This window comes from Microbacterium wangyouchuni (assembly GCF_051546305.1).
Lineage (GTDB): Bacteria > Actinomycetota > Actinomycetes > Actinomycetales > Microbacteriaceae > Microbacterium.
This window is the reverse complement of sequence record NZ_JBPTMA010000001.1, coordinates 100436-125893: the sequence shown is the minus strand read 5'-3', so window position 1 is coordinate 125893 and position 25458 is coordinate 100436. Positions and strand designations below refer to the sequence as shown.

27 protein-coding genes are annotated in these 25458 nt (G+C 63.7%); 9 read left to right on the top strand and 18 right to left on the bottom strand.

Going from position 1 to position 25458, the window contains the following annotated elements; genetic code table 11:
• Positions 1-8 precede the first annotated feature (8 nt).
• The 15 genes from ACSS7Z_RS00650 to ACSS7Z_RS00580 form a co-directional block, all read right to left on the bottom strand.
• On the bottom strand, positions 9-878 hold the full coding sequence (locus ACSS7Z_RS00650) for a putative endonuclease domain-containing protein (protein WP_438252485.1): 870 nt from the start codon (positions 876-878) through the stop codon (positions 9-11).
• Positions 879-1111: 233 nt separating this feature from the next.
• A complete protein-coding gene (gene mnhG, locus ACSS7Z_RS00645; RefSeq protein ID WP_438252484.1) occupies positions 1112-1501 on the bottom strand; it encodes a monovalent cation/H(+) antiporter subunit G in 390 nt (129 codons plus the stop codon).
• Entirely contained in the window at positions 1498-1767 is a 270-nt protein-coding gene (locus ACSS7Z_RS00640) for an MrpF/PhaF family protein (RefSeq protein WP_438252483.1), read from the bottom strand. The genes mnhG and ACSS7Z_RS00640 overlap by 4 nt, the downstream gene beginning before the upstream one ends.
• Positions 1764-2336 carry a Na+/H+ antiporter subunit E gene (locus ACSS7Z_RS00635; protein WP_438252482.1) on the bottom strand — a complete coding sequence of 191 codons (573 nt, stop codon included), beginning with the start codon at positions 2334-2336 and terminating at the stop codon, positions 1764-1766. Before ACSS7Z_RS00635 ends, ACSS7Z_RS00640 begins: the two co-directional genes overlap by 4 nt.
• A complete protein-coding gene (locus ACSS7Z_RS00630; protein WP_438252481.1) occupies positions 2333-3892 on the bottom strand; it encodes a Na+/H+ antiporter subunit D in 1560 nt (519 codons plus the stop codon). The genes ACSS7Z_RS00635 and ACSS7Z_RS00630 overlap by 4 nt, the downstream gene beginning before the upstream one ends.
• Positions 3889-4452: a Na(+)/H(+) antiporter subunit C gene (locus ACSS7Z_RS00625; RefSeq protein WP_438252480.1), complete on the bottom strand. Its 564-nt coding sequence runs from the start codon at positions 4450-4452 to the stop codon at positions 3889-3891. Before ACSS7Z_RS00625 ends, ACSS7Z_RS00630 begins: the two co-directional genes overlap by 4 nt.
• Positions 4452-7397: a Na+/H+ antiporter subunit A gene (locus ACSS7Z_RS00620; RefSeq protein WP_438252478.1), complete on the bottom strand. Its 2946-nt coding sequence runs from the start codon at positions 7395-7397 to the stop codon at positions 4452-4454. The genes ACSS7Z_RS00625 and ACSS7Z_RS00620 overlap by 1 nt, the downstream gene beginning before the upstream one ends.
• 166 nt (positions 7398-7563) lie before the next feature.
• On the bottom strand, positions 7564-8349 hold the full coding sequence (locus ACSS7Z_RS00615) for a DeoR/GlpR family DNA-binding transcription regulator (protein ID WP_438252477.1): 786 nt from the start codon (positions 8347-8349) through the stop codon (positions 7564-7566).
• 4 nt (positions 8350-8353) lie between these two features.
• Positions 8354-9442: a galactitol-1-phosphate 5-dehydrogenase gene (locus ACSS7Z_RS00610; RefSeq protein ID WP_438252476.1), complete on the bottom strand. Its 1089-nt coding sequence runs from the start codon at positions 9440-9442 to the stop codon at positions 8354-8356.
• Positions 9439-10179 carry a glycerophosphodiester phosphodiesterase gene (locus ACSS7Z_RS00605; protein ID WP_438252475.1) on the bottom strand — a complete coding sequence of 247 codons (741 nt, stop codon included), beginning with the start codon at positions 10177-10179 and terminating at the stop codon, positions 9439-9441. The genes ACSS7Z_RS00610 and ACSS7Z_RS00605 overlap by 4 nt, the downstream gene beginning before the upstream one ends.
• Before the next feature lie 67 nt (positions 10180-10246).
• Positions 10247-11533: an ABC transporter substrate-binding protein gene (locus ACSS7Z_RS00600; RefSeq protein WP_438252474.1), complete on the bottom strand. Its 1287-nt coding sequence runs from the start codon at positions 11531-11533 to the stop codon at positions 10247-10249.
• 78 nt (positions 11534-11611) lie between these two features.
• Entirely contained in the window at positions 11612-12517 is a 906-nt protein-coding gene (locus ACSS7Z_RS00595) for a carbohydrate ABC transporter permease (protein ID WP_438252473.1), read from the bottom strand.
• Entirely contained in the window at positions 12514-13377 is an 864-nt protein-coding gene (locus tag ACSS7Z_RS00590; RefSeq protein WP_438252472.1) for a carbohydrate ABC transporter permease, read from the bottom strand. The genes ACSS7Z_RS00595 and ACSS7Z_RS00590 overlap by 4 nt, the downstream gene beginning before the upstream one ends.
• Positions 13378-13456: 79 nt before the next feature.
• On the bottom strand, positions 13457-14476 hold the full coding sequence (locus tag ACSS7Z_RS00585) for an ABC transporter ATP-binding protein (protein ID WP_438252471.1): 1020 nt from the start codon (positions 14474-14476) through the stop codon (positions 13457-13459).
• A 189-nt stretch (positions 14477-14665) separates the two neighbouring features.
• A complete protein-coding gene (locus ACSS7Z_RS00580) occupies positions 14666-15736 on the bottom strand; it encodes a LacI family DNA-binding transcriptional regulator (RefSeq protein WP_438252470.1) in 1071 nt (356 codons plus the stop codon).
• A gap of 58 nt (positions 15737-15794) precedes the next feature.
• On the opposite strand from ACSS7Z_RS00580, the gene ACSS7Z_RS00575 reads away from it, so the two are divergent.
• The 3 genes from ACSS7Z_RS00575 (at position 15795) to ACSS7Z_RS00565 (ending at position 18588) form a co-directional block, all read left to right on the top strand.
• A complete protein-coding gene (locus ACSS7Z_RS00575; RefSeq protein ID WP_438252469.1) occupies positions 15795-17045 on the top strand; it encodes an MFS transporter in 1251 nt (416 codons plus the stop codon).
• Positions 17046-17054: 9 nt separating this feature from the next.
• Positions 17055-17750 (top strand): endonuclease NucS, encoded by a 696-nt coding sequence (gene nucS, locus ACSS7Z_RS00570; RefSeq protein ID WP_438252468.1) that lies wholly within the window; start codon positions 17055-17057, stop codon positions 17748-17750.
• A gap of 160 nt (positions 17751-17910) precedes the next feature.
• On the top strand, positions 17911-18588 hold the full coding sequence (locus ACSS7Z_RS00565; RefSeq protein ID WP_438252467.1) for an HAD hydrolase-like protein: 678 nt from the start codon (positions 17911-17913) through the stop codon (positions 18586-18588).
• A 75-nt stretch (positions 18589-18663) separates the two neighbouring features.
• On the opposite strand, the gene ACSS7Z_RS00560 is transcribed toward ACSS7Z_RS00565, so the two are convergent.
• Both ACSS7Z_RS00560 and ACSS7Z_RS00555 read right to left on the bottom strand, forming a co-directional pair.
• Entirely contained in the window at positions 18664-18870 is a 207-nt protein-coding gene (locus tag ACSS7Z_RS00560) for a cold-shock protein (protein ID WP_033105552.1), read from the bottom strand.
• 667 nt (positions 18871-19537) lie between these two features.
• Positions 19538-20497 carry a GlxA family transcriptional regulator gene (locus ACSS7Z_RS00555; RefSeq protein ID WP_438252466.1) on the bottom strand — a complete coding sequence of 320 codons (960 nt, stop codon included), beginning with the start codon at positions 20495-20497 and terminating at the stop codon, positions 19538-19540.
• A 112-nt stretch (positions 20498-20609) separates the two neighbouring features.
• Between ACSS7Z_RS00555 and ACSS7Z_RS00550 the strand changes: the two genes are divergently transcribed.
• The 3 genes from ACSS7Z_RS00550 to ACSS7Z_RS00540 all read left to right on the top strand — a co-directional run bounded on the left by ACSS7Z_RS00550 (position 20610) and on the right by ACSS7Z_RS00540 (position 22216).
• Positions 20610-21248 carry an HD domain-containing protein gene (locus ACSS7Z_RS00550; protein ID WP_438252465.1) on the top strand — a complete coding sequence of 213 codons (639 nt, stop codon included), beginning with the start codon at positions 20610-20612 and terminating at the stop codon, positions 21246-21248.
• A gap of 134 nt (positions 21249-21382) precedes the next feature.
• Positions 21383-21556, top strand: coding sequence for a CsbD family protein (locus ACSS7Z_RS00545; RefSeq protein ID WP_438252464.1), 174 nt, complete (start codon positions 21383-21385; stop codon positions 21554-21556).
• A gap of 192 nt (positions 21557-21748) precedes the next feature.
• On the top strand, positions 21749-22216 hold the full coding sequence (locus ACSS7Z_RS00540) for a glutamate-cysteine ligase family protein (RefSeq protein WP_438252463.1): 468 nt from the start codon (positions 21749-21751) through the stop codon (positions 22214-22216).
• Here ACSS7Z_RS00540 and ACSS7Z_RS00535 read toward each other — a convergent pair.
• Entirely contained in the window at positions 22213-22767 is a 555-nt protein-coding gene (locus ACSS7Z_RS00535; RefSeq protein WP_438252462.1) for a small multidrug efflux protein, read from the bottom strand. The genes ACSS7Z_RS00540 and ACSS7Z_RS00535 overlap by 4 nt on opposite strands.
• A 145-nt stretch (positions 22768-22912) precedes the next feature.
• On the opposite strand from ACSS7Z_RS00535, the gene ACSS7Z_RS00530 reads away from it, so the two are divergent.
• The 3 genes from ACSS7Z_RS00530 to ACSS7Z_RS00520 are packed head-to-tail and all read left to right on the top strand — an operon-like array spanning position 22913 to position 25453.
• Positions 22913-24142, top strand: a complete 1230-nt coding sequence (locus ACSS7Z_RS00530; protein WP_438252461.1) for a sensor histidine kinase — start codon at positions 22913-22915, stop codon at positions 24140-24142.
• Entirely contained in the window at positions 24139-24744 is a 606-nt protein-coding gene (locus tag ACSS7Z_RS00525; RefSeq protein WP_438252460.1) for a response regulator, read from the top strand. The genes ACSS7Z_RS00530 and ACSS7Z_RS00525 overlap by 4 nt, the downstream gene beginning before the upstream one ends.
• A 16-nt stretch (positions 24745-24760) precedes the next feature.
• Complete coding sequence (locus ACSS7Z_RS00520) at positions 24761-25453, top strand: aspartate/glutamate racemase family protein (RefSeq protein WP_438252459.1); 693 nt, start codon at positions 24761-24763, stop codon at positions 25451-25453.
• Positions 25454-25458: the final 5 nt, after the last annotated feature.

Here is a 25458-nt window from a genome sequence, read left to right as displayed (position 1 = left end):
CTCAGGAGTTATGCGCGACGCGGATTGATGAACTTCGGCCCGAGCGCAGCGATGATGTCCGCCAACTGTCGGCGCACGTTCGTGGAGTGCCAGAGAACGTCGCCGGCGAGGGGCCGAACGGTGACATCGCCGAGCTGGGCAGCGGCGATGTCTCTGTCTCGATCCTCGACCTGCTTCTCCCAGCCCTCGTGGAACTCCTTGCTGTCGCACTCGATGATGAGCCAGCCGTCCACGATGAAGTCGACGTAGCCCACACCCGGTAACAGAACCTGAGTTTCGTAAGTCACTCCCAGGGAGCGCAGTATGAGCCGCATGAAGGTTTCGGGGCCGGAGGCCGCGGAGGCATCCACGAGCGGAAGAAGCGCCCTGAACCGATCGGGCAAGTCGGCGAAGAGCTCGACGAGCTGCTCGTACGTCATCAGCCCGTGATGAACGATGCTGTCGAGCGTTGCCAGTGCTGCGCGGGGCGTCTGGCAGCGGATCGCCTGTCGCACAGCGTCGTGGAACGGAACCACGTGTTTCTGACAGGCGTCCTCAGACCAGCGCCCCCAGTGCAATCGCGTCGATTTACTCTTCTTCGTGCGGATGCGCGACATCAGCGGCGGCACATGGACGTGCAGTCCGGACACTTCCAGCACGAAGATGCCGATCATCTGCAGCAGCGAGAGGCACGAGATCCGACCGCCGATGCGCACGGCCTCGGCCACGTCGGCAGAGAGATCTGGCCGGGCGTAGTGGTTGCGCCGCAGGCGCAGCAGGTGCTTGTAACGGACTGCTGCTGTGATGTCATTGCCGGTCATCCCCGCCGCGTGAAGTTCCGCGCGCGTGGAGATGACCGGCCGATATGCCTCGAAGTACTTCTGTCTCACCGTCTTCATAACGACACGATGGCGTGCGGCGCGCCGCGCGGGCGGGTTATCCACAGGCTTTCGGTGCCACTTCGGCCATCGGCCGATTGTGCAGAAGGAGTCGCCGCGCGCATAACTCCTGAAGAATCACCGCTGTGCGCGCGAAACCGTGCGTTTCAGGGCACTGAGGCCATGTTTCTCAGGAGTTGTGCGCGGGAAAAGGGGCGCAGCGACGCACCGGCACACCCACACCAGCCCGCCAACTACCCCGCGGCGGGCGGCGTCTGCTTCGATTCGGCCAGTTCGTCCACGACCAGGCGGCGTTCCTCGGCGGTGCCGTTGCGATATGCCTGGCGTCCGACAATGTGCGCCGAAAGCGGCGCCGTGGCGAACTGCATCAGCACGATCGGCGCGACAAGAGCGATTCCCAGCAGAATGCCGCCGATCGAGCGCTGCGACACGGCGACGGCCAGGCAGATCAAGATGACCCCGAGCACCTGGGGCTTGGTGGCCGCATGCAGCCGAGAGGGCACGTCGCGGAAGTGCAGCAGCCCGACCGCGGCAGACAGGCACAGCAGCGCTCCGAGCAGGATGAGCACGAGCACCGCCACATCAATGACGGCATCCGGAATCACAAAACCGAGCACGTTCATGTCGTCGTGTTGTCCCTTCGCGCGACATAGCGGGCAACGGAGATCGATCCGAAAACGCCGACCGCGGCGATGATCAGCATCACCGGGATGCTGCGGGTGTGCCCATTGATCGCCATCTCGGCGCCCAATACGCACATCACCTCGGTCAGCAGCACATCGGATGCCACGGCACGGTCAAGAATCGACGGGCCACGGATGATCCGAACCACCGTCAGGATTGCGGCAAGGCCGAACACGACGAGGATCAATATCATCAGGATGCTCATCGTCCACCTCCGGTGCGTTCGTCCTCTTTCAGCGCACGATACTGCGCCGGACTGCCCAGCGCACGCACGATCCGCTTCTCCCACTGCAGGATGCCGTCGCGCGTGGCGTGCGCTTCAGCCAGGTTGCGCACCCCGATGATGTGCAGATAGAGGATGCGGCGATGCCGATCGGTTTCGACCACGAGGGATCCGGGGATGAGCGACGAGGTGACCGAGACGTGCGTCATGATCAGGTCATCCGCATACTTCAGCGGCACCGCGATGATCGCCACACCCGGTTGGCGTCGGAAATCGAACACCTGAACCGTGACCGAGACGGCGCCGGCAACCACGGCCCACAGGAACTGCACGACGAACAGGGACGCGTACCAGAGGTTGATGCGTCCGGACAGTTCGATGGTCGGGAGGCGAAAGACGCGGGTGACGAAGACCGCGACGATGAATCCGGTGAGGAAGGACAGTACCGTGAACTGGCTCCACAACAGCATCCACAACAGGATGAGCCACGCCAGGAACGGCAGCTGCGCCCACAGGTCGCGCGCGAGGCTGCGCGGTGTCTGCGGGCTCACGACTCGACCTCCTGTTCGAGCTGAATGAGGTTCACCGGCTGCAGCAGCGAGGCGCCGATGCGATCGCACAGCGCATAGAGGGGCCCGGCGAAGATGGTCAGCATCAGGGTGACGCCGACCATTCCCGCGGTGGCAACGGTCATGATCCGCGGGATGTGGCGGCGTTCCTGCTGCTCGTCGGCTGCGGGTGCGTTGTCGAGGTAGGAGATGCGGCGGTCAGCATCGGTCTCGGTCGAGTCCGCTTCTTCGCGCCAGAAGGCGAGATTCCACGCGCGCATCAGAGCGTAGAGGGTGAGCAGCGAGGTGATGATGCCGCTGAAGATCAGCACCATCATCAGTGGTGTGCCCACGGACGCCGCGGCATCGAACAGCGCGAACTTTCCGATGAAACCGGAGAACGGCGGCAACCCGCCCAGGTTGATTGCGGGGATGAAGTACAGCACCGCCAGCAGCGGCGCAATCTTCAGCAGTCCGTTCACACGCAGAATCGATGTGCTGCCCGCTCTTCGTTCAATGAGCCCGACCGCCAGGAACAGGGTCGTCTGCACGACGATATGGTGCACGATGTAGTACACCGTCGCGCCGATCGCGGCGGGGGTGGCGATCGCCAGGCCGAAGATCATGTAGCCCACGTGACTGACCAGCGTGAACGAGAGAATTCGTTTGAGTTCCGCCTGCGCCACCGCACCGAGCACGCCGATCACCATTGTCGCCATCGCGACGATCAGCAGGAGCGTATTGATGCTGTTTTCGGCGAACAGTTGCGTCTCGGTACGGATCAGTGCGTAGACACCGACCTTGGTGAGCAGCCCGGCGAAGACGGCCGTGACCGGTGCAGGCGCGGTCGGATAGGAGTCTGGCAGCCAGAACGACACCGGGAAGATCGCGGCCTTGATGCCGAAGGCGACCAGCAGCATCAGGTGCAGCACCAGCTGCGTCTCCTGCGGCAACTCGCCCATGCGCTCGGCGATCTGCGCCATGTTGACCGTGCCCAGTGCCCCGTAGATCGCGGCGATCGCGGCGAGAAACAGGATCGATGACACCAATGAGACGACGATGTAGACCGCGCCCGTGCGGATGCGCGACTCGGTGCCGCCGAGCGTGATCAGCACATACGACGCCACCAGCAGGATTTCGAACCCGACGTAGAGGTTGAACAGGTCACCGGCGATGAAGGCGTTGAAGATACCCGCAGCGAGGATGAGGTAGGAGGGGTTGAAGATCGAGATCGGCGTCTCATCCGACCCGTCTGCGGCACCCTGGCCGATCGAGAAGAAGAGCACTGCGAGCAGCACGACGCTCGAGATCAGCACGAGCAGCGCGGCCAGCCGGTCCACGTAGAGCACGATGCCGAAGGGCACCGGCCAACCGCCGACCGAAACCGCGAGCGGTGTTCCGCCGTCGACGGCGATCAGCAGCATGGCGGCGATGATCGCGACCGCGACGAGGCTGGCGACAGTGACGAACACCTGCAGTCGCGGGCTACGACCGAAGACGAGGGTGATCGCCGCACCCAACAGCGGCAGGGCGACGAGAAGGGGAACCAGCGCGGTCATGTGCGGTCTTCCTCCCCCTCGGTCGTTGCGTCTGTCGAAGCGTCCGGCCGCGAAGGCTCTGAGTAGAGCCTGTCTATCGGCGCGTCATCCTGAATCGAGGGATGATCACGCATGTTCAGCACGGTGATGGGGGCGGTGCGCACGTCCACGAAGTCGGTGGTGGCGTCATCGTCGCTGGTGTCGTCTTCGTCATCCATGACGTCTTCGTCTTCATCCGTGCGCTGGCGCAGGGCGATATCGGCCTCGTCGTCTTCAACAGTGTCGGCCTGACCCAGCTGCCAGGAACGGTAGATGAGCGCCAGCAGGAATGCCGAGACGGCGAAGGTGATCACGATGGCCGTCAGCGTCAGCGCCTGCGGCAACGGGTCGGTGACATCGGTCTCGCCGTAGAACGGTGCGTTTCCGGGGACGCCCATCACGATCAGCAGCAGCAGGTTGGTGGCGTTGCCCAGCAGCAGGAAGCCGATCAACACGCGGGTCAGGCTGCGCTCGAGCATGGCGTACACGCCGGCTGCGAACAGCACGGCCATCACGAGGATCAGAGTGAGCGAGACATCCATCAGCGACTCACCCCCCGTACGCGCATCTCCTGCGCCTGCTTATCGACTTCAGCGCCGAGACTGCGCAGCACATCGAGCACGAGACCGATTACGACCAGGTATACGCCGACGTCGAAGATCGTCGAGGTGACGAACTCCATGTGTCCGATCAGCGGAATCTCCCACTCCCAGAACGTGCTGGTCAACGGCGAGAGTCCGAAGAACAGCGGCATGATGGCGGTGCCGACGGCCAGGATCAATCCAGCACCCAGCAGGCGTCCGGCATCCGCGGGTGCAGCCGCGCCCAATTCCCACCGTCCGCCGGCGATGTAGCGCATCACCAGGGCCATGCCGGCGACCAGGCCACCGGCGAAACCGCCGCCCGGGCCGTTGTGGCCGGCGAACAGCAGGTAGATCGAAACGACGATGATGGTGTGGAACAGAATGCGGACGATCACCTCGAGCAGAATCGAACGATCCTCGGGCTTCATCTGCTGCCCCCCGACGAGCCAGGCGCGCGGGTTGCTGCGGTTCTCGGCGGTCTGGAAGCGGATGCCGTCGGTCGTTTCCACCAGTGGCGCGATGCGCACCTTCCGCTTGACGCGACGGGGCAGGGACGGACGCTGCGAGAGCATGTCGGCGCGATGGGTGACGAACACGAGGGATGCCACGCCCGTCGCGGCCAGCACGAGAACCGACAGTTCGCCCATGGTGTCCCAGCCGCGGAGGTCGACGAGTGCGACGTTGACGACGTTCATACCGTGTCCGAACTCGTATGCGAGTTCGGGGAAGCTGAGCGAGATCGGCGGGGCGATGCGCGCTTGAGTGGCCACGACAGCGACGAACGCCATCGTGACGCCGACGCCGATCGCCAGCACAGCGCGCGGGATGCGAGAGACCGAGGCGTTGTGCTCCCCCATGCGCGACGGCAGACGACGCAGCACCAGGGCGAACGTGACCAGGGTGACGGTCTCGACGAGAATCTGAGTGAGGGCGAGGTCGGGCGCCCCGCTGGTCGCGAACAGCGCGACCATGCCGAGGCCGGTCACCGAGACCAGCACCACTCCGGTGTAACGCTTGCGTGCCTGCACAGCGACCACTGCGGCGATCGCCATGATCGGGGCGACTGCAAGCTGCGTCGGCGTGTGCCACGCAGAGAGGTTCACCCGATCGAGGTCGGTGGCGAGCAGCGCAGTGGTTTCCGCCGCGACGAAGACCACGAAGATCGTGCCGACGTACACGGGCAGCGAGCCACGCTGGGTGAGACTGGTGGTGATGACCGAGAGTCGGTCGATGCCGCGCATGACAAGTGCATACACGTCCGCAGCGGTGAACTTCAGCACGCGGGGCCGGCGGTCCCAGCCGGTTCGGCGAGTGAGCAGGAAGATCCCGACACCGAGCAGTATCGACGCAACAGAGATACCGAGTGCCGGCTCGAAGCCGTGCCAGAGGGCGAGATGCCCCGGGCCTTCGACGGCCTGGCCGGCAGCATCCAGACCCGGGCTCGCCGTGACCGCATAACCGTGCAGCGCGACGTCCACGGCCGGAGCGCCGATGCCTGCGGCGACCGTGAGGCCGGCGAGGATGATGGGGGCCGAGAGGAAGCCCACCGGCGGGTCGGGCCAGACGGTGTCCGGCATCCGCTCGCCACGGTCATCGCGCTTCTTCCAGAACGCGCCCCACAGGAAGCGTGCGCCATATGCCGCAGTGAGCATAGATCCCAGAATCACGCCGATCAGTGCGACGAGTCCCCACGGTGATCCGCCCACCGCGTCGTCGAGCAACGCGGTCAGCGCCGATTCCTTGGCGACGAACCCGATCGTCGGCGCGATGCCGGCCATCGACGCGACCGAGATGAACGCGGCCGTCGTCATCACCGGAGCCTGCCTGCCGACGCCGGAGAGCTCGGTGATGTCTCGAGTGGACAGCTGACGGTCGATGACACCGACGATGAGGAACAACGCCGACTTGAACAGGGCGTGGCCGATGACCAGTGCCAGTCCAGCCAGTGCCGCCGCTTGCGTGCCATAACCGACGACGACGGTGAAGAAGCCGAGCTGGCTCACCGTGCCGAAGGCAAGAATGCGCTTGAGGTCGGTTTCACGCAGCGCCTGCACCCCGCCGATGAGCATCGTGAAGACGCCGAGCGATATGACGATCGGTCGCCAGGCGTCAGACAGCGCGAAGATCGGCGCGAACCGGGCGATCAGGTAGATGCCGGCTTTCACCATCGCCGCGGCGTGCAGATAGGCGCTGACCGGGGTCGGGGCAGCCATGGCGCCGGGAAGCCAGAAGTGGAACGGGAAGATCGCCGACTTGCTCAGCGCACCGACCAGCAGCATCACGATCGCGGCATTGATGATTGGTCCGGTTGGCGCGAGCTCGAGGATCTCGATGATGCTCGACGTGCCGGTGTCAACGACCAGCAGCACGACGCCGACGAACATCACCAGGCCGCCGAGGGTCGTCACCAGCAGCGCCTGCAGGGCCGCACGTCGGCTGGCTGCACGGCGGCGATAGTGACCGATGAGCAGATAGGAGAGGATGCTGGTGACTTCCCAGAACATCACGAGGATCACCAGGTCATCAGTAAGAACCAGGCCGTACATCGCCCCCGCGAAGCCGAGCAGGACTCCCGCGAACTGACCGACATCGACGGTGTCGTCGAAGAAGTACCAGCGGCAGTACAGCAGCACGAGTGCCCCGACGCCGGTGACGATCAGCGTGAGCACCCAGCCGAGCACATCCATGTGCATCGAGAGGTTGAGCCCGAGCTGCGGGATCCACTCGACCGACTCGAACGGGGTTGGATCTGCGGCCAGAACCTGCGGTGTCATGACCAGTGCCTGGACAAATGCCGCAGCGGGAATAAGAGCGGCAATGGCGAAAGCCCGTGCTCCGAGCCAGCGCACCAACGCGGGAAGGATGAGAGCCCCGAGAAGGAACACAGCGAGGAGCACTAGCATTCGCGGCTCCTCAAAGGGCTCGTCGGCCTTGCGGCACTGGCGGGCAGGGGTTTTTCACAGTTTACCCGGCGCGCAGTCACGCCATCCCCAAATGGGCTTCGGACTTTCCACCGGGACCAGCGTCCGTCGACCGTCATCACGAACAGGCGAGGTGTCGTTCTCCTGTTCAGACGACGCGTACCTCGATCCCAGCCGCGCGCAACCGCTCGACCTCGTCAACGGGTGCTCCGGCGTCCGTGATGATCATGTGCACACGCTCTGCCGGCGTGATGCGGTAGAACGCGGTGTGCGGGAACTTGCTGTGGTCTGCGAGCAGAACCACGCGGCGCGCGCTGTTCATCATGGCGCGTACAACACGAGCCTCGTCCATGTTCGGGGTCGTGAGCCCGCTCTCCAAGCTGATGCCGTTCGTGCCGATGAACGCGAAATCGCACATCACACCATCCAACGAGCGCTCCGCCACCTCGCCGATAAGACCAAAGGTGCGAGGGCGGATCGTTCCTCCGGTGAGGAAGACATCCACACCATGAGGAAGGAAGGCTGTTGCGACGTTGACGGCGTTAGTGACCACTCGCAGACCTCCACGGCCCGCCAGCATCGCTGGCAGCCGACCGACGGTCGTGCCGGTCGCGAGCGCGACGATGGAATCGTCACCGACCAAGGATGCGGCCTCGGCGGCGATCGCTGCCTTCTCTTCGGCCAGCTGATCATCCTTCTCCACGAACGAGGGTTCGATGAGAAGTCCGGCGCTGAGAACGGCCCCGCCATGGCTGCGCACGATGAGCCGCTCGATCTCAAGCTTCTCGAGGTCCTTGCGAACTGTGACCTCAGAGACACCGAGCTCCTCTGAGAGAGCCGACACCTCAACGCTTCGGTGCTCGCGGAGCAGATCCAGGATCAGCTCCCGCCGTTCGATCGCTAGATAGCGACGACGTTCCTCTTTGACCATCATCCGATCACCCTCTCCCGGTCGCCAAGTACCCTGCATCGCACAACAGCACTTTCCCACGAACGGGTTCATCAGCGCGAAAAAGATCGAAGGCCTGATCTGCGTCGTTCAGCGGTATACGTGCCGCGACGAAGTCTTCGCACACCAACCGTCCACTTTCGAGCTCGCTTATGGTCTCGGTCCATTCCAGTCCCGGGAACGGGTCGCTGTACGACATCCACGAGCCGACGATCTTCGCCTCTTTGCGATTGAGGAGCTCGAACACGCTTGGTTCGAAGGAGACCGCTCGGGTCGGCGTGCCGACAAAGGCGATCTGCCCCTTCTTCGCGACCAGTTGCAGAGTCTGGGCGAATGTCTCCGCAACGCCGGACGATTCGATCACAAGATCGAAGCCCTGGCCCTCCGTGGCATCCAACCAGAGATCGCTCTCTTGATCGGGCCGCACGACCAGATGCGCGCCCAGTTGTGTTGCCGTCTTCAACCGTAAGTCGTCAACATCGAACGCGGTTATCTGCTCGGCACCGAGAATGCGCGCCCATTGAATCGCCATGACCCCGATGTTGCCCGCCCCGACGACCGCGACACGACCGCCACCGGCATATTCGGCCAGCGAGAAGGCGTGGCGCGCGACGGAGGACGGCTCGATCATCGCAGCCGACTCGAACGAAATGCTGTCCGCGATTGGCAGCACGTTGGTCTCCGGTACGACGACGTATTGCGCCCACGCACCATTGATGCGCGATCCGAGAAAGGAGTACTGGCCGCACTGGCTGAAGTGACCGCGTTCGCAGTGCTCGCAGTCCCGACACGGCAGCAGCGGCGCACCCGCCACGCGAGTGCCAACAGCTGTCGATACGCCAGCGCCGCGCTCGGCCACGATTCCCGAGAACTCGTGGCCGAGCACGAGTGGATAGAAGTGCGCGCCGCCTGCGAGCACGCGCGGCAGGTCGGATCCGCAGATTCCGCTGACCATGACGCGGACCAGTACCTCGCCGGGGCCGGGAGCTGGTCGCGGAATCTGCTCGACGCGCAGGTCGTTCGGACCGTGCAGCACAGCTGCAGTCATCATCGGCTGGTTGGCACCGACGGCAGTCATACCGTTCCCTCGCGGTGCAGCTCCGGATGAGACAGATAGAACTCAGACCAACGCTCCAGCTCATCGGTCGTGATCAGCGTGTCGGGATAGGAAGCAGCAATGAGCTCCATGTCCGAGATCGAGTTGACCACCCACGGGCCCACGATGTGTCCGCGATCAGAGATCATCCGGGCGTACTCCGGTGTCAGCATTCGCACGGGCACGCCCAGCAACTCGCACCGCGTCTCGTCCATGAAGTCAAAGACATATGGCATAGCGCAGCTGCTGGTCAGCCCGAGCGGGATGTCATCGTCGAGGCGTCGCAGTCGCTGAATGGCGAAGTGATCGAAGCTGATGACGATGCAGTCATCGGCTACCCCTGTCGAGTGCAGCAACTCGAGGGTCTTCTGCTCAAGCCTGGGATACAGGTGGCCTGCCTGCTTGATCTCCACCATCGCGGTGATCCTGCCATGGACGAGGTTGAGCGCGTCCTCCAGCGTCGCCACACGCTCACCCCCGGCAAGCTCAAATGACTGCAGCTCGGCCAGCGTCAGATCAGCTACGGCACCTGCCCCCGGGCGACCGGCGATCCTGTCGACCGTGTAGTCGTGCATCAAGACGGGGATGCCATCGCGTGTCAGCTGCACGTCGAACTCGACGTGGCTGTAGTTCAAGTCCACCGCTGCCCTCAGCGCGGTGAGTGTGTTCTCGGGGTGCTTGCCCGAATATCCGCGGTGGGCGATGCCTCTGATCTTCATTGCTCTTCCGTTCATCCGGGCCCGGGTGGGCGGGCTCACGCCCACCCGGGCCGTCTTCGTAGACTGCTCAGTCGGCCAGGATCGCCTGTGCGCGCTGACGGAACTCGGCCAGCGACCCCTCGATATCGGCGTCGTCGTACATGATCGCCTGGATCGTGCTGAGGAACTCTGCGTCGACCTCAGCGAAGTGCGCACTGTTGTTGGTGTCGATCGAGTTGTCGAGCTGCTCGTACGCCACCTCACGCTGCGGCTCAGCCTCGAACAGCTCCTGGAACGCATCGGACTCCGCCATCGCAGGCGTGAAGGGAACATAGCCGGTGTCCATGATGAACTGAGCGCCACCCTCTGGGTCCGTCACCAGCCATTCGAGGAACGTCCATGCGGCATCCTTCTTCTCAGACGCCTCGAGCATGATGAGATTCGCGCCTCCGGTGGGTGCCGCTGCACGCTCACCCTCGGGGAGGAATGCTGTCTGGTAGTCGAAATCGGCACCCTCGATATAGCCGCCGATGCTGCCACTGGAGTTGATCACCATCGCGACTCGGTCGCTCAGGAACATCTGCGACACCACCGTTCCGGAATCGGTCGTCGGCGGGTAATACAGTGCGTCGGTCTCCTGCATGCCCTTGATGAAGTCGAATGCCTCCACTCCCTCTTCATCGAAGCCGAGGTCAGTAGCGTCCTCGTTGAAGAAGCCACCACCCTGCTGAACGATGAGCGAGATCGGCCACCAGCTTTCATAGTTCATCGTGACGCCGTATCGGGAGACCTCTTCGCCCTCCTTCACCACGAGCGCGTTGGCGACCGTCTCGAGCTCCTCCCATGTCGTCGGAATCTCAAGCCCGGCCTCGTCGAGCGCCGTCTTGTTGACATGCAGCATCGGGCTCGAGCGGTTGAACGGGATGGCATTCAACGCGCCGTCGAAGGTGACGTTGCCCATCAGTCCCTCGACGAAATCGTCTTCCGACATGCCGGACGATTCGAGGTACGGATTGATATCGGCGAGCACCTTGGACTCCGCCAGAAGCGGCACGAACGCACGCTCGAGCATTGAGATGTCCGGCGCGGTTCCTGCGGGAATCGCCTGCTGCAACTTGGTGAGCGCCTCACCGTAGCCGCCCTGGAATGTGGCGACGACATCGACATCGTCCTGCGACTCGTTGTACGTTTCGACGACGCGATCAAGGCTCTCACCGTTCGCGCCGCCCATCGAGTGCCAAAATTGGATCGTGACAGGGCCGTCCGAGGACGACTCACCGTCATTGCCGCCGCTGCTCGAGCAACCGACGAGCGAAACCAACGAGGCCACAGCCACGAGGCCAAGGCCTGTGCGTACCGCCTTCGAGATCTTCATGGATTTCCTAACTTTCGTGATGTGCGCAAGCGCGCGGAACAGGGATGTTTCAGGGAAAGGAATGGTTCAGGGGGACGATCATTTGATCCCGGAGTATGCGAAGGCACGGATGATGTGCTTCGCCGCGAAGAAGTAGATGATCAGAATCGGCACGACGAGGATGACGTTTCCGGCCATAATCACGTTCCACTGGCTGATGCCCTCGGTCTGGCGCAGCATCGCGATACCGATCGGCAACGGCCGCACATCTGCCGAGTCGGTCATCACCAGAGGCCAGAAGTAGTCGTTCCAATGGGAGACGAAACTGAACAGCACGACGGTTGCCAACGCGGGGATCGACATCGGGACCATGATGCGGAACATGATCCGCCATTCGCTGGCGTTGTCCAGACGCGCAGCCTCGATGATCTCCTTGGGCACCTGCATGAAGTACTGACGAAGCAGGAAGACGCCGAATGCGTTGGTCATCGCCGGCACGATCTGCGGTATCAGGGTCTGGATCAGGCCCCAGTCAGCCATCATCAGATATACCGGGATGAAGGTCACCTGGCCCGGGATCATGAACGCCAACAGGACCACGCCGAACAGGATCTTCTTGAACCGGAATTCGTACAGGGCGAAAGAATATGCCGCCGGGATCATGAGCGCCAACTGCAACACGATGATGCTGCCGGTGACCACAACCGAGTTGCGGAAGTACGTCAAGAAGGGGCCAGCGGTCATCGCATCGACATAGTTGCTGAACTGCGGCACCTCGGGAATCAGCGTCAAGGGGAACCGCATGGTCTCATCTGTTGTCTGCAGCGAAGTCGACAGCATCCAGAGGAAAGGTCCGATGAAACTCAACAGAAGAAGGATCTTGAGGATTACGGCGAGCACACGCCCGACAGCCGCCAGGACCGGCTTGCGCGGGGGAAGGATGACGTCGCGTTCGGGCTCCGCCGGCTGCGCGACGAGAACAGGTTCTTTGATGTCGATGCTCATTGGTAATGCACCTTCTTCGAGAGAACGCGGAAGTAGACCACGGTGAACACCGCCACGAGGAGCATGAGAACAATGCCGGATGCCGAGGCATAGCCGATGTTGCTCGAGCGGTTTTGGAAGATGTAGTAGGCGAGCGTCGTCGTGGAGTTGTTCGGACCGCCTCCGGTCATGATGTTCACGGTGTCGAAGACCTTCAATGCGCCAATGGTTGAAATGATCAGCATGAAGAACAGCTGCGGAGACAGCATCGGCAGCGTGATGCGGAAGAAGACTCGGAACACACCGGCGTTGTCGAGTGCGGCCGCTTCGTAGATCGAGGCGGGGATGGAGTGCAACGCGGCGAGCACGATGAGCGTGAAGTACCCGGTGCTGTGCCAGACAGAGACGATGATGATCGAGAGCATCGAGGTTTCCGAACTCTGAAGCCACATCGAGGGCGGCAACCCGAGCGACTTGAGCACGGTGTTGATCAGCCCGAAGCTCGGCTCCATCATCAGCAGCCAGACCAGAGAGATCGACACGATCGAGATGATGTGGGGAGTAAAGATACCCGCCTGCACGAAGGAGTTGAACGCGCCGTGCTTCTTCAGGAACAGCGCACAGATGATCGCGAAGGCCAGAGTCAGCGTGACTGTGCCCAGGGTGTAAATCAGGGTGTTACCCAACGCGACGTAGAAATCGCCGCGCGAGAATATCTCCAGGTAATTATCGAACCCGATGAACTCATTCATCGCCGGGTTGAGCAGGTTGTAGTCCTGCACGCTGAGAAGGCCCAGGTAGATGATGGGGTACAAGACGAACAAGCCGACTCCGACGAGCACCGGCGCGACCATGAGATATGGCCGCAGGCGTGAGCCCACTGTCCTCGAACTCCTGATCCGCTTCGGCACTCTCCGGTTCGTCTGCTCCCGGTGCGCGGTTTTTTCCCTCACCACGTTCTCAGGCATGGATCCTCGCCGCATTGGATTCGATCCGGATGCCGTCCGTGCCGAACCGCACCAGGTTCGCGGCGGCCACTGCGAGGTTCACCTCTCGGTCGACGTCAAGACTCGAATCAGTCGACTTGACCATGAAGACTTGGTTCTGCGTGCGCACCTGGTAGACCGTCTCTGAACCGAGCATCTCGCGTGTCACGATGGTGCCCCGCGTCGAGAATTCCCCAGTCACGGGGCCGTAGGAAAGCAGGGCATCCTCGGGCCGGAAGCCGATGCGGATGCCGTCGGAATCGGCGTCGGCGACGTTCATCGGCGGGATCCCCATGAACTGCGCGGTGAAGACATTCGCCGGATGCCGGTACATCTCCTCAGGTGCGGCCTGCTGTTGCACCGCCCCCGCGTCCATCAACACGATCGTGTCTGCCATAGACATGGCCTCACCCTGATCGTGCGTGACGTAGACAAACGTGGTGCCGAGAAGTTTGTGCAGCTCGATGAGCTCCACGCGCATCTGGAATCGGAGCTTGGCATCCAGGTTCGACAGCGGCTCATCCATGAGGAAGACACCAGGCTTTTTGACCATCGCGCGGGCGAGCGCTACCCGCTGCCGCTGACCGCCGGAAAGTGTGCTCGGGCGGCGTTCGAGGTAGTCCGCGAGACCGACGGTCTCGCTGATGCTTTCAACAAGCTCGCGGCGTTCAGCGCGTCCGACTTTGTTGTTCTTCAAGCCGAATTCAATGTTGCCGCGAACGGTCATGGTCGGATAGATCGCGTAGTTCTGGAAGACCATCGCGATGTCCCGCTCACCTGGGCGAGTGTGCGTCGCGTCCCGCCCGTCGATCAGCAACTGTCCAGAGGTCTGAGTCTCGAGTCCTGCGATCATCCGCAGAAGCGTGGTCTTGCCGCACCCGGACGGACCTACGAGAACCGTGAACGAGCCATCTTCGATTTTCAGATTCAGGTCATCGATGACCGTGTTGTCACCGAAACTCTTCGTAATCCTTCGAAACTCGATCGATCCCACGCGGCGTCCTCCACCCAGATTGCTGACCTGTACCTCTCTAGAGATACCTGTCGATCCGGCCCAAAGATGCTTCGTTTGAGCGAGATTGGCTGAGACGTCATCTTGCGTTTACTTATGAAGTTGTATTTTCATGTTGCGTTTAGTTTCGAATCCACGAACAGAGCACCTGGGAGACCCGAAAACGAAACGTTACGAAACTCGAGCGGGCACCCCCGTCGTCGTGCCCGCGCGGAAGCGGCACGTGAAGTGCAACGATGACGACGGCTCGTCGCGCAGCATCCGGGCGATCTGCTCTCCCGCTGCGCGCCCCTTCTCAAACGCGGGCTGCACCATGGTCGTGAGCACATGCTCGCCGATGCCGTCGACGCGGATACCGTCGAAACCGGCCACGCTCACATCTTCCGGAACGCGCAGGCCGAGCTCTTCGGCCGCACGGATGACGCCGGCAGCCAGCAGATCGCTTTGCGCCAGCACCGCCGTGGGACGCGACGCCGGATCAGCCAGCAGCGCACGCCCGGCAATCACACCCTCGTCGATCGAGCTGCCGGCAGCCGCGAACGCCGGCACATCGGGATAGACATCACGGATGCCGTCGAAGCGGTCGATGCTGACCTCGACAGTGGCGTCATTCCACTGGTCGTCACTGATCGGTCCGCGGGCGGCTGTGCTGTTCAGCGGCAGGGTGACGGCGACGACGCGCTTGTGCCCGAGACCGTGCACATGGCGGGCTATTTCGGCTGCGGCCTCGCGGTTGTCCAGAGTGATTTGCGGCACTCCCTCCCCGGCGTCGCCCTCGATGACGACAACCGGAAGCCCGCGGCTTCGAACGACCTCCAGCGATTCCCGCGTTCGCCCCGAGCATCCGATCAGCACGACAGCATCCACCGGCGCGGTCGTCAGCGCGGGCGCGTGGGCGCCATCAACCTCGTCGCGCAGCAGAAGCAGACCCGCGCCCAGCGACGCGAGCGCATCGGTGAGGCCATCCATCATCGGAATCGTGACCGGATCAAGGAACGCCGCCCGCAACTGGCCCTCGAGAACGACGGCGACGATTCCGCTGCGCCCCATGCGCAGCGACGCCGCTCGCGGGTCGGGGCCGGCATAACCGAGAGCCGCCGCTGCGGCGAGCACACGCTCGCGGGTGGCATCCGAAACCTTGGTCTTGCCGCTGAACACGACCGACGCGGTCGACGTGGAGACTTCAGCGCGGCGAGCGACATCGGCAAGCGTTGCGCGTCGTGCGGCGGCATCGGCGGTCATGCATCGAGGATATCTCGAAATGCTCCCATCGATCGAATCGATTCGATACGCTCTTTTCATGGACTTTGCTCTCACCCGTTCGCAGTACGTTCGCTGGCGCAACGCGATCTTCGCGATCTTCCTCGCCAGCGGCACGTCGATCGCGACCTGGGCCTCGCGTGTGCCGGACATCAAGTCCGCGCTCGGCGTCGACAACGCGCAGATCGGCCTGCTCCTGCTCGGCATGGGCGTGGCCTCGATCCTCGGCATCTCGACCGGGCCCGCCGTGATGGCACGCATCGGCGCGCGGCGCGGGATGCTGGCGATGATGATCATGCTCGCGCTCGGTCTCGTCTTGATCGGCGTCGGCACGACCGTGTTCGCGTCATTCCCGCTCGTCACCATCGGTCTCGCGCTGTTCGGGTTCGGCAACGGATGCCTCGACATCATGATGAACGTCGAAGCCACCGCCATCGAGCAGGAGGCGGGCAAGACGATCCTGCCGCTGTTCCACGCATTCTTCAGTTTCGGCACCGTCATCGGCGCCGGTCTCGGCTGGATAGCGACCGCCTGGCACCTCGACGTCGCCACGCACGCACTCGTGGTCGCCGCGATCATCTTCATTGGCGCGTTCGCGTGTTTCGCCAATGTGCCCAACCGCGACGCCGGACTCGATCCGGCCGAACCCGGCGACAAGCCGCACTGGCGTGAACGCATGCACCTGGCTCTGTCGGCGTGGCGCGAACCTCGCACCTACGCCCTCGGCGTCGTCATGCTCGGTATGTCCTTCGCTGAGGGCGGGGCGAATGACTGGCTCGCGCTCGGCGCTGCCGAAGACCACGGCGGGGGCACGGCGATCGGGGCCGCGGCACTGACCGTCTTCTCGGTGTGCATGACGGCAGTGCGGATCTTCGGCGGTCCCCTGGTGGACAGATTCGGACGCGTGCTCGTGCTGCGAGTTCTCGCTGTCGCCGCAGCCGCCGGCATCCTGCTGTTCATCCTGGCCCCATCCCTCCCCCTCGTCTTCGTGGGAGCCGCGCTGTGGGGTGTCGGCGCCTCGCTCGGGTTCCCCCTGGGCATGTCGGCTGCTGCCGATGACCCGGCGAAGGCTGCTGCGCGAGTGAGCGCAGCAGCGACGATCGGCTACGTCGCGTTCCTCGGCGGTCCCCCGATTCTGGGCCTGATCAGCGAGCACATCGGCCTGCTGAACACGTTGTTCATCCTGGTCGCGCTGGTCGTGGCATCCGGACTGTTCTCCGGGGCCGCGAAACCGCTCGCGCTGAACGCGAAGGCGGGCGCCGCAGCGCGCAATACGTCCAACGGCAGTTAGGCTCGTCGAGTGCGTCTCGTCATTGCTCGCTGCTCCGTGGATTACACCGGGCGGCTCAACGCCCACCTCCCCCTCGCCACACGACTGCTCGTGCACAAGGGGGACGGGAGTCTGCTGGTGCACTCCGACGGCGGCAGCTACAAACCGCTGAACTGGATGAGCCCGCCGTGCACCCTCGCCACCGAAGATCCGACCGAGGCTGAGGGCAGCGCCGGCGTGCTCGAGGTGTGGCGCGTCACCCACAAGAAGACCGGCGATGCGCTACGCGTGCAGATCTACGAGGTGCTGCACGACTCGGCGCATGAGCTCGGTATCGATCCCGGTCTGCAGAAGGACGGCGTGGAGGCCGACCTGCAGCGTCTGCTCGCCGAGCAGGTCGAACTTGTCAGCGAGGGCGCAACGCTGGTGCGGCGCGAGTATCCGACGGCGATCGGTCCGGTGGATCTGATGGTCCGGGATGCCGACGGCGCTGCCATCGCGGTCGAGATCAAGCGCCGCGGGGACATCGACGGCGTCGAGCAGCTCACGCGTTATCTCGAGCTCCTCGGGCGCGATCCGCACCTGGCTCCTATCACCGGCGTCTTCGCGGCGCAGGAGATCAAGCCGCAGGCTCGGGTGCTCGCTGAAGACCGTGGCATCCGCTGCCTCGTCCTCGATTATGACGAGATGAAGGGCATCGACTCGGGCGTTCCGCGCCTGTTCTGACCTCGTCGCCGTTCATAACTCCTGAAAAACACGCCGGGTAGCGGGCATCAGGGGGTGTTCTGCGCCGATCCGGCCGATTCTTCAGGAGTTGTGCACCGAGCGAGTGGGCACCCAGCACCGGGTGGGCGGGCGGCCGACGGCCCGGCTCTAGGCTGGGAGCATGCCCCTCTCCCCCTATTCCTGCGTGCTCTGGGACGTCGACGGCACCATCGCAGACGCCACGCCCGGTATCTTTCCTCGACTTCTCGAGGTGCTCGCATCCTTCGGCGTCGCAGCACCCGATTCAGCCGCGATGCCCCGCTGGGTCGGTCCGCCGCTGTACGAATCGTTCCAGAACCTCGCCGGGCTCACCCCGGACCAGGCAGATGACGCGCTCGTCCGCTACCGCGAGCTGGCCGCACGCGACGGGTACGCGGCATCCGTCGATATCTACCCGGGCATCCCCGACGTGATTCGCGCGGTCGCGGCCGCCGGCATCCCGCAGGCCACGGCGAGCACGAAACCCGAGAACCAGGTGCGAGCGATCCTTGACCATTACAACCTGAGCGACCTGTTCACCGCGATCTCCGGTGCGCGAAGCGGCACTGTGGGCCGCAACGACGGCAAGGCCGACGTCATCCGCTGGGCTCTGGAGCGACTGCAGGAAGCCGGCGCCGACACCTCGAAGCCGGTACTCATCGGCGACCGGCACCACGATGTCGAGGGCGCAGCCGAGTTCGGCATACCCGTCATCTTCTCCGAATGGGGCTTCGGCGACTCAGTCGAAGGTGATCCCGCAGCATTCCGCGCCGCCGACCCGGCCGCTTTGCAGCCACTGCTTCTGCACGAGAGCCTCTAACACCCGAGAAAGCACAACACTCCCCGTCGAGCCACGCTGGTGGCGCGCTCGATCGGGGAGTGTTGTGCTCGGCCCTCAGATGGGGCGGATGTTCTCGGCCTGCAGGCCCTTGGGGCCCTGCGCCACCTCGAACTCGACGCGCTGGTTCTCGTCGAGTGAGCGGTAGCCGCTTGCTTCAATGGCGGAGTAGTGCGCGAAGACGTCAGCGCCGCCGTCATCGGGGGAGATAAAGCCGAAGCCCTTCTCCGAGTTGAACCACTTAACCGTGCCTTGGGTACTCATGTACTGCCGTTCTTCTGGAATGTCGTCGACGCAGGGTGCCCCGACGTTGCCCACATTATCTGCGCAGGACCCGAGGGGAATAGCTCGGCCCGGATGGTAATCCAAATGTTGCATGAGCGGACTTGCGCACAGGCTCCGGAACCGAAAATAAACGGCCCTCATCGCGGGGGGAGCGATGAGGGCCAAAGACGACCGGAGGGGTGCGTCAGAAACACCCTAGCGGGAAAAACTCACTCTTGTCCCCCATTTGGGGGACAAATCGCCAAAAACGTGGGAAGATTTTCCCAGAACGGTTCTCTCGAGCAGCCCATTGGGGACTGAACTGCTCGAGAGAACCTCATCGCATGCGTTGATCGTTCGGGTGTGGGGACGAACCAAACCGTCAACTGGGGATGACGGTGACGATCAGACCCCGTGCGCATGCACCTTCACAGTAGGGGAGGATGTGCGACTCGTCGACGAGGTTCTCGGCAATGCGAGTCCAGCGAAGGTGGGGAACTGATCCCGCAGGGATCGCAGGTTCGGGAAGGGGTGGGACGCACAGCACGGATCTAGATCCGGCGCCTCGCCCCTCCCCGGCGAGCAGCGTGAAGTCGGCGCCGTCGAACATCGCTCAAACGTGGAGACTGCCCGCTTCCCCGGAGCGAGCGCGGGGCGCTGAGGTCGACTAACTGCGGCCGGTGGTGGCGAAGCGCTGCTGATACTGGCTGGGCGGAACCCCCGTGTGCGCGACGAACAGTCGCCGCATCGTTTCCGGGTTGTGAAATCCCGTCCGCCGAGCAGTGGTAGCCACAGACTCTCCGCTCAGCAGAAGCCCCTTTGCGTGTTCCAGGCGCGTCTGTTCCACGAACTCTGTCGGCGTCATATCCAGTTCTGTACGGAATAGGCGTGCCAGATGTCGCGCACTCACCCCCGCGATGCGCGCGAGTTCATCGAGTCCATGCGCGGCGTCCGGATGTGCCGTGACGTTATCGACGACTCGCCGCACGTTCTCCTGACTGCTGCGAGAGTGAGCAAGCATCGCCGAGTACTGCGACTGGCCGCCGGGACGCTGCATGTACACGACCAGATGACGAGCCACATCGCGGGCCAGGTCTACGCCATGATCGGACTCGATCAGAGCGAGAGCGAGGTCGATTCCTGACGTGACACCCGCAGAGGTGAAGAGGGCACCATCACGCACGAATATCGCATCAGGATCGACTTCGATCGTCGGGTAGATGCGAGCGAGAAGATCGGCATGCGCCCAATGCGTCGTCGCCCGCTTCCCGGCCAGCGCTCCCGTCGCGGCGAGCAGAAAAGTGCCCGTGCACACCGAGGCAACCCGAGCGCTGACGCGGACAATATGCCTGGTGGCAGACAGCACACCAGGCGGAATGGGTTCCGTCGGAACCGCGTCACCACCAGGGATCACGACGATGTCGGCTCGGCTCACCTCTGATGCGGCGCTGTCTGCCGCAAACGTTGACCCGATCGACGTTCGTGCAGACGCACCTGTGGCCGAGACATAACGAAGTCGGTAGTCGGCTCCGAATCGTGATGCCTCCGTGAACACCTCTGCGGGGCCAGCGATATCGAGGTGCTTCACCCCGTCGAAGATGAGAAATACAACCTCGCGAGTGGACATATCCCACTATGTCCATATTCGAGGGGTAGTTGTCAATTCAGACACTCACACTCTCGGGGCATATGTTCGAGACTGGTCAGACTCGGCAAGACTGACGACCAGGAGCCACACCATGACCGAAACCATCGCCGGCATCCAGATTCCCGACACGGCGCTTGTGCGTGACATCACCGACTATGTGCGCGAGCACGAGAACGACCTGCTGTTTCACCATTCCCGCCGCGTGTTCCTTTTCGGCGCGCTCATGGGGGAGCAGCGCGGTCTTGACGTCGATCTCGAACTCCTCTACGCCGGAGCGATGTTCCATGACCTCGGCCTCACCGATGCGTACTCGTCATCGCAACTGCGGTTCGAGGTTGACGGGGCAAATGCGGCCCGCGATTTCCTCACCGATCGCGGTGTGGACGAAGAAAGTGCCGCATCCGTGTGGACAGCCGTTGCCCTCCACACCACGCCCGGCGTTCCCGAATTCATGGCACCGGAGATCTCGCTTCTCACCGCAGGAGTCGAAACCGACGTGCTGGGCATTTGGTACCACTCCGTCAGCGAAGCACACCGTGTTGAAGTAACTCAGGCCCATCCCCGTCCGGACTTCAAGAATCAGATTCTTGCGGCGTTCACACAGGGAAACCTTCACCGCCCCGACAGCACTTTCGGCAACGTGAACGCTGATGTGCTGGCACATTTCATGCCCGACTACGAACGCACTGACTTCGTCGAGATCATCCGAAACAACCCGTGGACTGAGTGACCGTGTTTCTCTGCCCGTCACACTGAGGCCCCATGGCTTTTAGTCGCCCGCATCCATCCCGTCAACCCCGTCGCCACAATTTCGCGTCGGTGTGAGAGTCGGTTGTACAGATCCCCGACGAAAGGAACGGATCAATGGGTATTGGAGACAAGGCCAAGCACGCCGCAGAAGACATGGCCGGCCACATGAAGGAAGCCGCCGGCAAGCTCACCGACAACGAGAAGCTCGAAGCCGAGGGTAAGGCCGATCAGGCCAAGGCCGACCTGAAGAAGGCTGGCGACGATGTCAAGGACGCCTTCAAGAACTGACGGCGTCGGCACCGACTGAATCCGGAACCATCGCATGACGCGTTTCGGTATCGAGGAGGAGTTCATGCTCCTCGACGAGGACACCCTCGTTCCCGTTCCGCTGGGCAGCGCCGCACGCACGGCTTTGCCCAGCGGCTCCGGCGAGGTGATGAAGGAGTTCTCACCTCACAGATCGAGGTCGCCACATCCCCCGTGTCAACGCTCGCGGACGCCGGGCGAGAATTGCGCGCGTTCCGGGAGGGCCTGCACGCCTTCGCTCACCGCCACGCTGCGGTCGCAATCGGCAGTGATCCGCGCGCGCAGGGCACCGATTCGATCCAGGCCTCGCTGTGGGCCGCCTCGCGTGATGGTCTGGATGCCACACTCATCGATCCGGAGACCGACGCCCTGGCATCCGCTCGCGACCTCGCCGCACTGTTGCTGCGCACGATCACACCGGCATTGGAAGAAAGCGGTGATCTCGCGTTCGTGCAGGAACATCTTGACCGCGTTGTGCGCTCCGGGAACGGAGCGCAGCGCCAGCGCACCGCCTACGCCGAGAACGGAATCGCCGGCCTGCGTTCGCTGGGCTGCGCGGTGGCGCTGCCCGGCGAGACGGAGGCCGGCGAGACGATGACAGGGATGCCCGGGACAGGGGTGCCGGGGGAGTGGAACGCTTAGGCGACCGCGGAGACAACACCGCTGATGAGCACGGCGAGGATGGTCGTCCAGCCGATGATGGCGACGGCCTGCCAGATGAGGATGCGGACCTTGCCGATACCGATGGCGGCAAGCATGGTCGCGGTGAACTGTGTGGGCAGCAGCAGCGGGCCGAGCAGGCTCACGCCGGGAACGCCGTAGCGCTCGAGTGCACCCTGGAACTTCTGGCGGCGCGCTGCCTTGCGTGCGCTCTCGTCTTCGACCGCAGCATCCACGATCTCTTCCACACCGGCGTCAGCGGCGTTCCCGCTGGCGAGCACCCGGGCGCGCTTTCGGTTGACGACTGCGGTCCGTGCGCTAGAGCTGACGAGAACCAGGATCGCGACGCAGGCGAAGTTTCCGGCGATGGCGGCGATCGCGGCGACAACCGGGTTGATCCCACCGAGGATGCCGATCGAGACTGCGCCTTCGCCCTCGATGAAGGGGATTGCTCCGGCGAGCGCGACGATGAGCGGCTGCACCAGCTCGGGCACCTGGGCGACCAGGTTCTGGAAAGTCTCGATGAGGTTCATGGCGGCTCCTGTCGTTGTGCACCGGATGTCGGTGTAAGACAATCTCATCGCGTTTGGCCCCTGGCGATAAGTGTCTGTCTGTCACCTCTGTCCGGGTGGTTTGCACGTGGACGGGTGACAATTGTCACGGCCATAGGCTGGGAGCATGAGCAGTATGTCACCCGCCGAATCGGAGGGTCTTTCGGCCACGGCCACGGCCGGGCCGCATCGCATCGCCCGGAGCATCTCCGCCACCTGGTGGTACACGGTTTCTGCCCTGATGGTATTCCAGTTCATGGTCGTGCTGATCTGGTTCGGCGTCCAGTCCAGCACCGACGCCACGCCTGCCGCCCTGGCGATAGTCGGCGTCGGTGGCCTGCTCTGGTGTGCGAGCTGTGTCGCACTACTGCTGCAGTATCGGCACCGCGACGATACCGCTGGTGCCGTTGCCGGGTGGCGAGGAATCATCGTGCCTCTCGCCGTGTCAGCTGCGGTCGGCGTCGGAGCAGGGCTCGCCAGCGGACTGTGGATTATCGGAGCGCTCCCCCTGGTGCAGGCACTGATGCTGCTGAATTGGCCACGCGGTGTACGCCTGCGGCTCGTGATCGTTGCGATGGCACTGATGACGGGTGCGATGTTCGTCGACCTGCGCATGACCGACACCGCAGACGAGGCAACGGCGCGGAACTGGTGGATGCTCGGCTTCTTCTCGATTCTGCTGCCCGCCATGACGGTGACGTCGCTGTGGTGGTGGGACGTGCTCGCCACGCTCGACCGGGCTCGAGCCGCAGAGTCGAGGCTCGGTGCCACCCAGGAACGCCTGCGGGTGGCGACGGACGTGCATGATTTGCAGGGGCATCATCTGCAGGTGATCGCTTTGCAGCTCGAGCTTTCCGAGCGCCTTTTGGAGAAGGATCCGGATGCTGCGCTCGATCAGATCCGGCTCGCACGTGCCAGCGTCGCTGAAGCACGACAGGGCACGCGCGATCTGGCCATGCGCTTTCGCGGTGTTCCGCTACGCGATGAGATCGCCAATGCCGTGGATCTGTTGCGGGCTGCGGGCACGACCGCCGACGCCGAGGTGGATCCGGACTCCGATCACGCACCGGCATCCGTTCTCGGACCGATCATCCGCGAGACGACGACCAATGCCCTCCGGCACGGCGGCGGCAAGTGGGCGCATCTGTCGTTGACGCGCGACGGGCCTCGGTGGCGCTACGAGATCGCGAACGATTCCGCATCCGATACGACCCCCAGCAGCGACGGATCGGGGCTGGAAGGTATCAGTCGTCGTGTCGCCGAAGTCGGTGGTTCAGCACAGGTGCATCGCGGCAAGCACGAGTTCTCGATCGTGGTTCTGGTTCCCGGCGAGACGACAGCAGGGGAGAAGCGATGATCCGGGTTCTGATCGCGGATGACGAGGCGATGATCCGCTCGGCGCTGGCGGCACTGCTGCGCTTGGAAGACGATATCGACGTAGTCGCCGAGTGCGCTGATGGTGAGCAGGCGGTCGTCATGGCTGCGAAGCTGCAGCCCGATATCTGCCTGCTCGATCTGGATATGCCAGGACTGGACGGTGTCGAGGTCGCCGAACGGCTGCGCCGCACTCTGCCGGCAACGCGCTGTGTGGTGGTGACGCGTCATGCCCGACCCGGCGTGCTGCGGCGAGCGCTGGCATCCGGAGTCGCCGGCTTTTTGCCGAAGTCTCGCGGAGCCGACGAGGTCGCCGAGGTCATTCGCCGGGTCGCCGCCGGCGCCCGCTATGTCGATCCCGAGGTGGCAGCCGACGCGCTGAGCGATGAACGCAGTCCCCTGACCGATCGCGAGCTCGACGTGCTCAGAGCGGGGCGACGCGGCGAGACGACGAGTCAGATCGCCCGCACGCTGATGCTTGCGCCCGGCACCGTACGCAATCACATCTCGACCATGCTCGCGAAGCTGCATGTAGCCACTCGGCAGCAGGCAGTGCTGATGGCCGAAGAGCGCGGCTGGATCTGACTCGAAAGGTAATGCCATGAAGATGATCGGTGTGCTCGGCGGGATGAGCTGGGAATCGTCGCTGGAGTGGTATCGCCTCGCGAACGAGCGCGTCAGGGATCGTCTGGGCGGGCACCATTCCGCCCGAATTCTGCTGGATTCGCTGGACTTCGCGGAGATCGAGGCGATGCAGGCGCGAGGCGACTGGGATGCCGCCGCACAACTGCTCGCCGGGCGCGCCCGGGCCCTCGAAGACGCGGGAGCCGAGTTGCTGGTGCTGTGCACCAACACCATGCATCTCGTGGCAGAACAGATACAGGATGCCGTCAGCATCCCGTTCCTGCACATCGTCGACGTCACGGCCGAGGCGATCCGCCCCTCCGGTGTGCGAACCGTCGGGTTGCTGGGCACGGCTTTCACCATGGAGCGGCCGTTCTACGCGGATCGACTCGGTGCTCACGGCATCCGCACGATCGTCCCGGACGCAGCAGGGCGACGGGTAGTGCACGACGTGATCTACGACGAACTCGTGCACGGCGTCGTCCGGGAGGAATCCCGGCAGCGCTACCAGCGCGTCATGGAAGATCTCGTCGATCGCGGTGCCGAGGGGATCATTTTGGGCTGTACAGAGATCGAGCTGCTCATCGGCCCCGACGATGCGGCAGTGCCGGTCTATCCCACGACCTCGCTACACGTCGACGCCGCGCTCACCGCCGCATTGGGTGGCTGACGCCG

What these genes read in the sequence shown, in the direction of transcription:
- ACSS7Z_RS00605 (WP_438252475.1), bottom strand. Translation starts at nt 10,179, where the DNA reads ATGAAGATCAGAGGCATCGCCCACCGCGGATATTCGGGCAAGCACCCC.
- ACSS7Z_RS00625 (WP_438252480.1), bottom strand. Translation starts at nt 4,452, where the DNA reads ATGGATGTCTCGCTCACTCTGATCCTCGTGATGGCCGTGCTGTTCGCA.
- ACSS7Z_RS00550 (WP_438252465.1), top strand. Translation starts at nt 20,610, where the DNA reads ATGACCGAAACCATCGCCGGCATCCAGATTCCCGACACGGCGCTTGTG.
- ACSS7Z_RS00535 (WP_438252462.1), bottom strand. Translation starts at nt 22,767, where the DNA reads ATGAACCTCATCGAGACTTTCCAGAACCTGGTCGCCCAGGTGCCCGAG.
- ACSS7Z_RS00530 (WP_438252461.1), top strand. Translation starts at nt 22,913, where the DNA reads ATGAGCAGTATGTCACCCGCCGAATCGGAGGGTCTTTCGGCCACGGCC.
- ACSS7Z_RS00600 (WP_438252474.1), bottom strand. Translation starts at nt 11,533, where the DNA reads ATGAAGATCTCGAAGGCGGTACGCACAGGCCTTGGCCTCGTGGCTGTG.
- ACSS7Z_RS00580 (WP_438252470.1), bottom strand. Translation starts at nt 15,736, where the DNA reads ATGACCGCCGATGCCGCCGCACGACGCGCAACGCTTGCCGATGTCGCT.
- ACSS7Z_RS00555 (WP_438252466.1), bottom strand. Translation starts at nt 20,497, where the DNA reads ATGTCCACTCGCGAGGTTGTATTTCTCATCTTCGACGGGGTGAAGCAC.
- ACSS7Z_RS00640 (WP_438252483.1), bottom strand. Translation starts at nt 1,767, where the DNA reads ATGAGCATCCTGATGATATTGATCCTCGTCGTGTTCGGCCTTGCCGCA.
- ACSS7Z_RS00595 (WP_438252473.1), bottom strand. Translation starts at nt 12,517, where the DNA reads ATGAGCATCGACATCAAAGAACCTGTTCTCGTCGCGCAGCCGGCGGAG.
- ACSS7Z_RS00560 (WP_033105552.1), bottom strand. Translation starts at nt 18,870, where the DNA reads ATGAGTACCCAAGGCACGGTTAAGTGGTTCAACTCGGAGAAGGGCTTC.
- ACSS7Z_RS00565 (WP_438252467.1), top strand. Translation starts at nt 17,911, where the DNA reads ATGCCCCTCTCCCCCTATTCCTGCGTGCTCTGGGACGTCGACGGCACC.
- ACSS7Z_RS00620 (WP_438252478.1), bottom strand. Translation starts at nt 7,397, where the DNA reads ATGCTAGTGCTCCTCGCTGTGTTCCTTCTCGGGGCTCTCATCCTTCCC.
- ACSS7Z_RS00630 (WP_438252481.1), bottom strand. Translation starts at nt 3,892, where the DNA reads ATGACCGCGCTGGTTCCCCTTCTCGTCGCCCTGCCGCTGTTGGGTGCG.
- ACSS7Z_RS00525 (WP_438252460.1), top strand. Translation starts at nt 24,139, where the DNA reads ATGATCCGGGTTCTGATCGCGGATGACGAGGCGATGATCCGCTCGGCG.
- ACSS7Z_RS00650 (WP_438252485.1), bottom strand. Translation starts at nt 878, where the DNA reads ATGAAGACGGTGAGACAGAAGTACTTCGAGGCATATCGGCCGGTCATC.
- ACSS7Z_RS00615 (WP_438252477.1), bottom strand. Translation starts at nt 8,349, where the DNA reads ATGATGGTCAAAGAGGAACGTCGTCGCTATCTAGCGATCGAACGGCGG.
- ACSS7Z_RS00610 (WP_438252476.1), bottom strand. Translation starts at nt 9,442, where the DNA reads ATGACTGCCGTCGGTGCCAACCAGCCGATGATGACTGCAGCTGTGCTG.
- ACSS7Z_RS00545 (WP_438252464.1), top strand. Translation starts at nt 21,383, where the DNA reads ATGGGTATTGGAGACAAGGCCAAGCACGCCGCAGAAGACATGGCCGGC.
- ACSS7Z_RS00575 (WP_438252469.1), top strand. Translation starts at nt 15,795, where the DNA reads ATGGACTTTGCTCTCACCCGTTCGCAGTACGTTCGCTGGCGCAACGCG.
- ACSS7Z_RS00520 (WP_438252459.1), top strand. Translation starts at nt 24,761, where the DNA reads ATGAAGATGATCGGTGTGCTCGGCGGGATGAGCTGGGAATCGTCGCTG.
- mnhG (WP_438252484.1), bottom strand. Translation starts at nt 1,501, where the DNA reads ATGAACGTGCTCGGTTTTGTGATTCCGGATGCCGTCATTGATGTGGCG.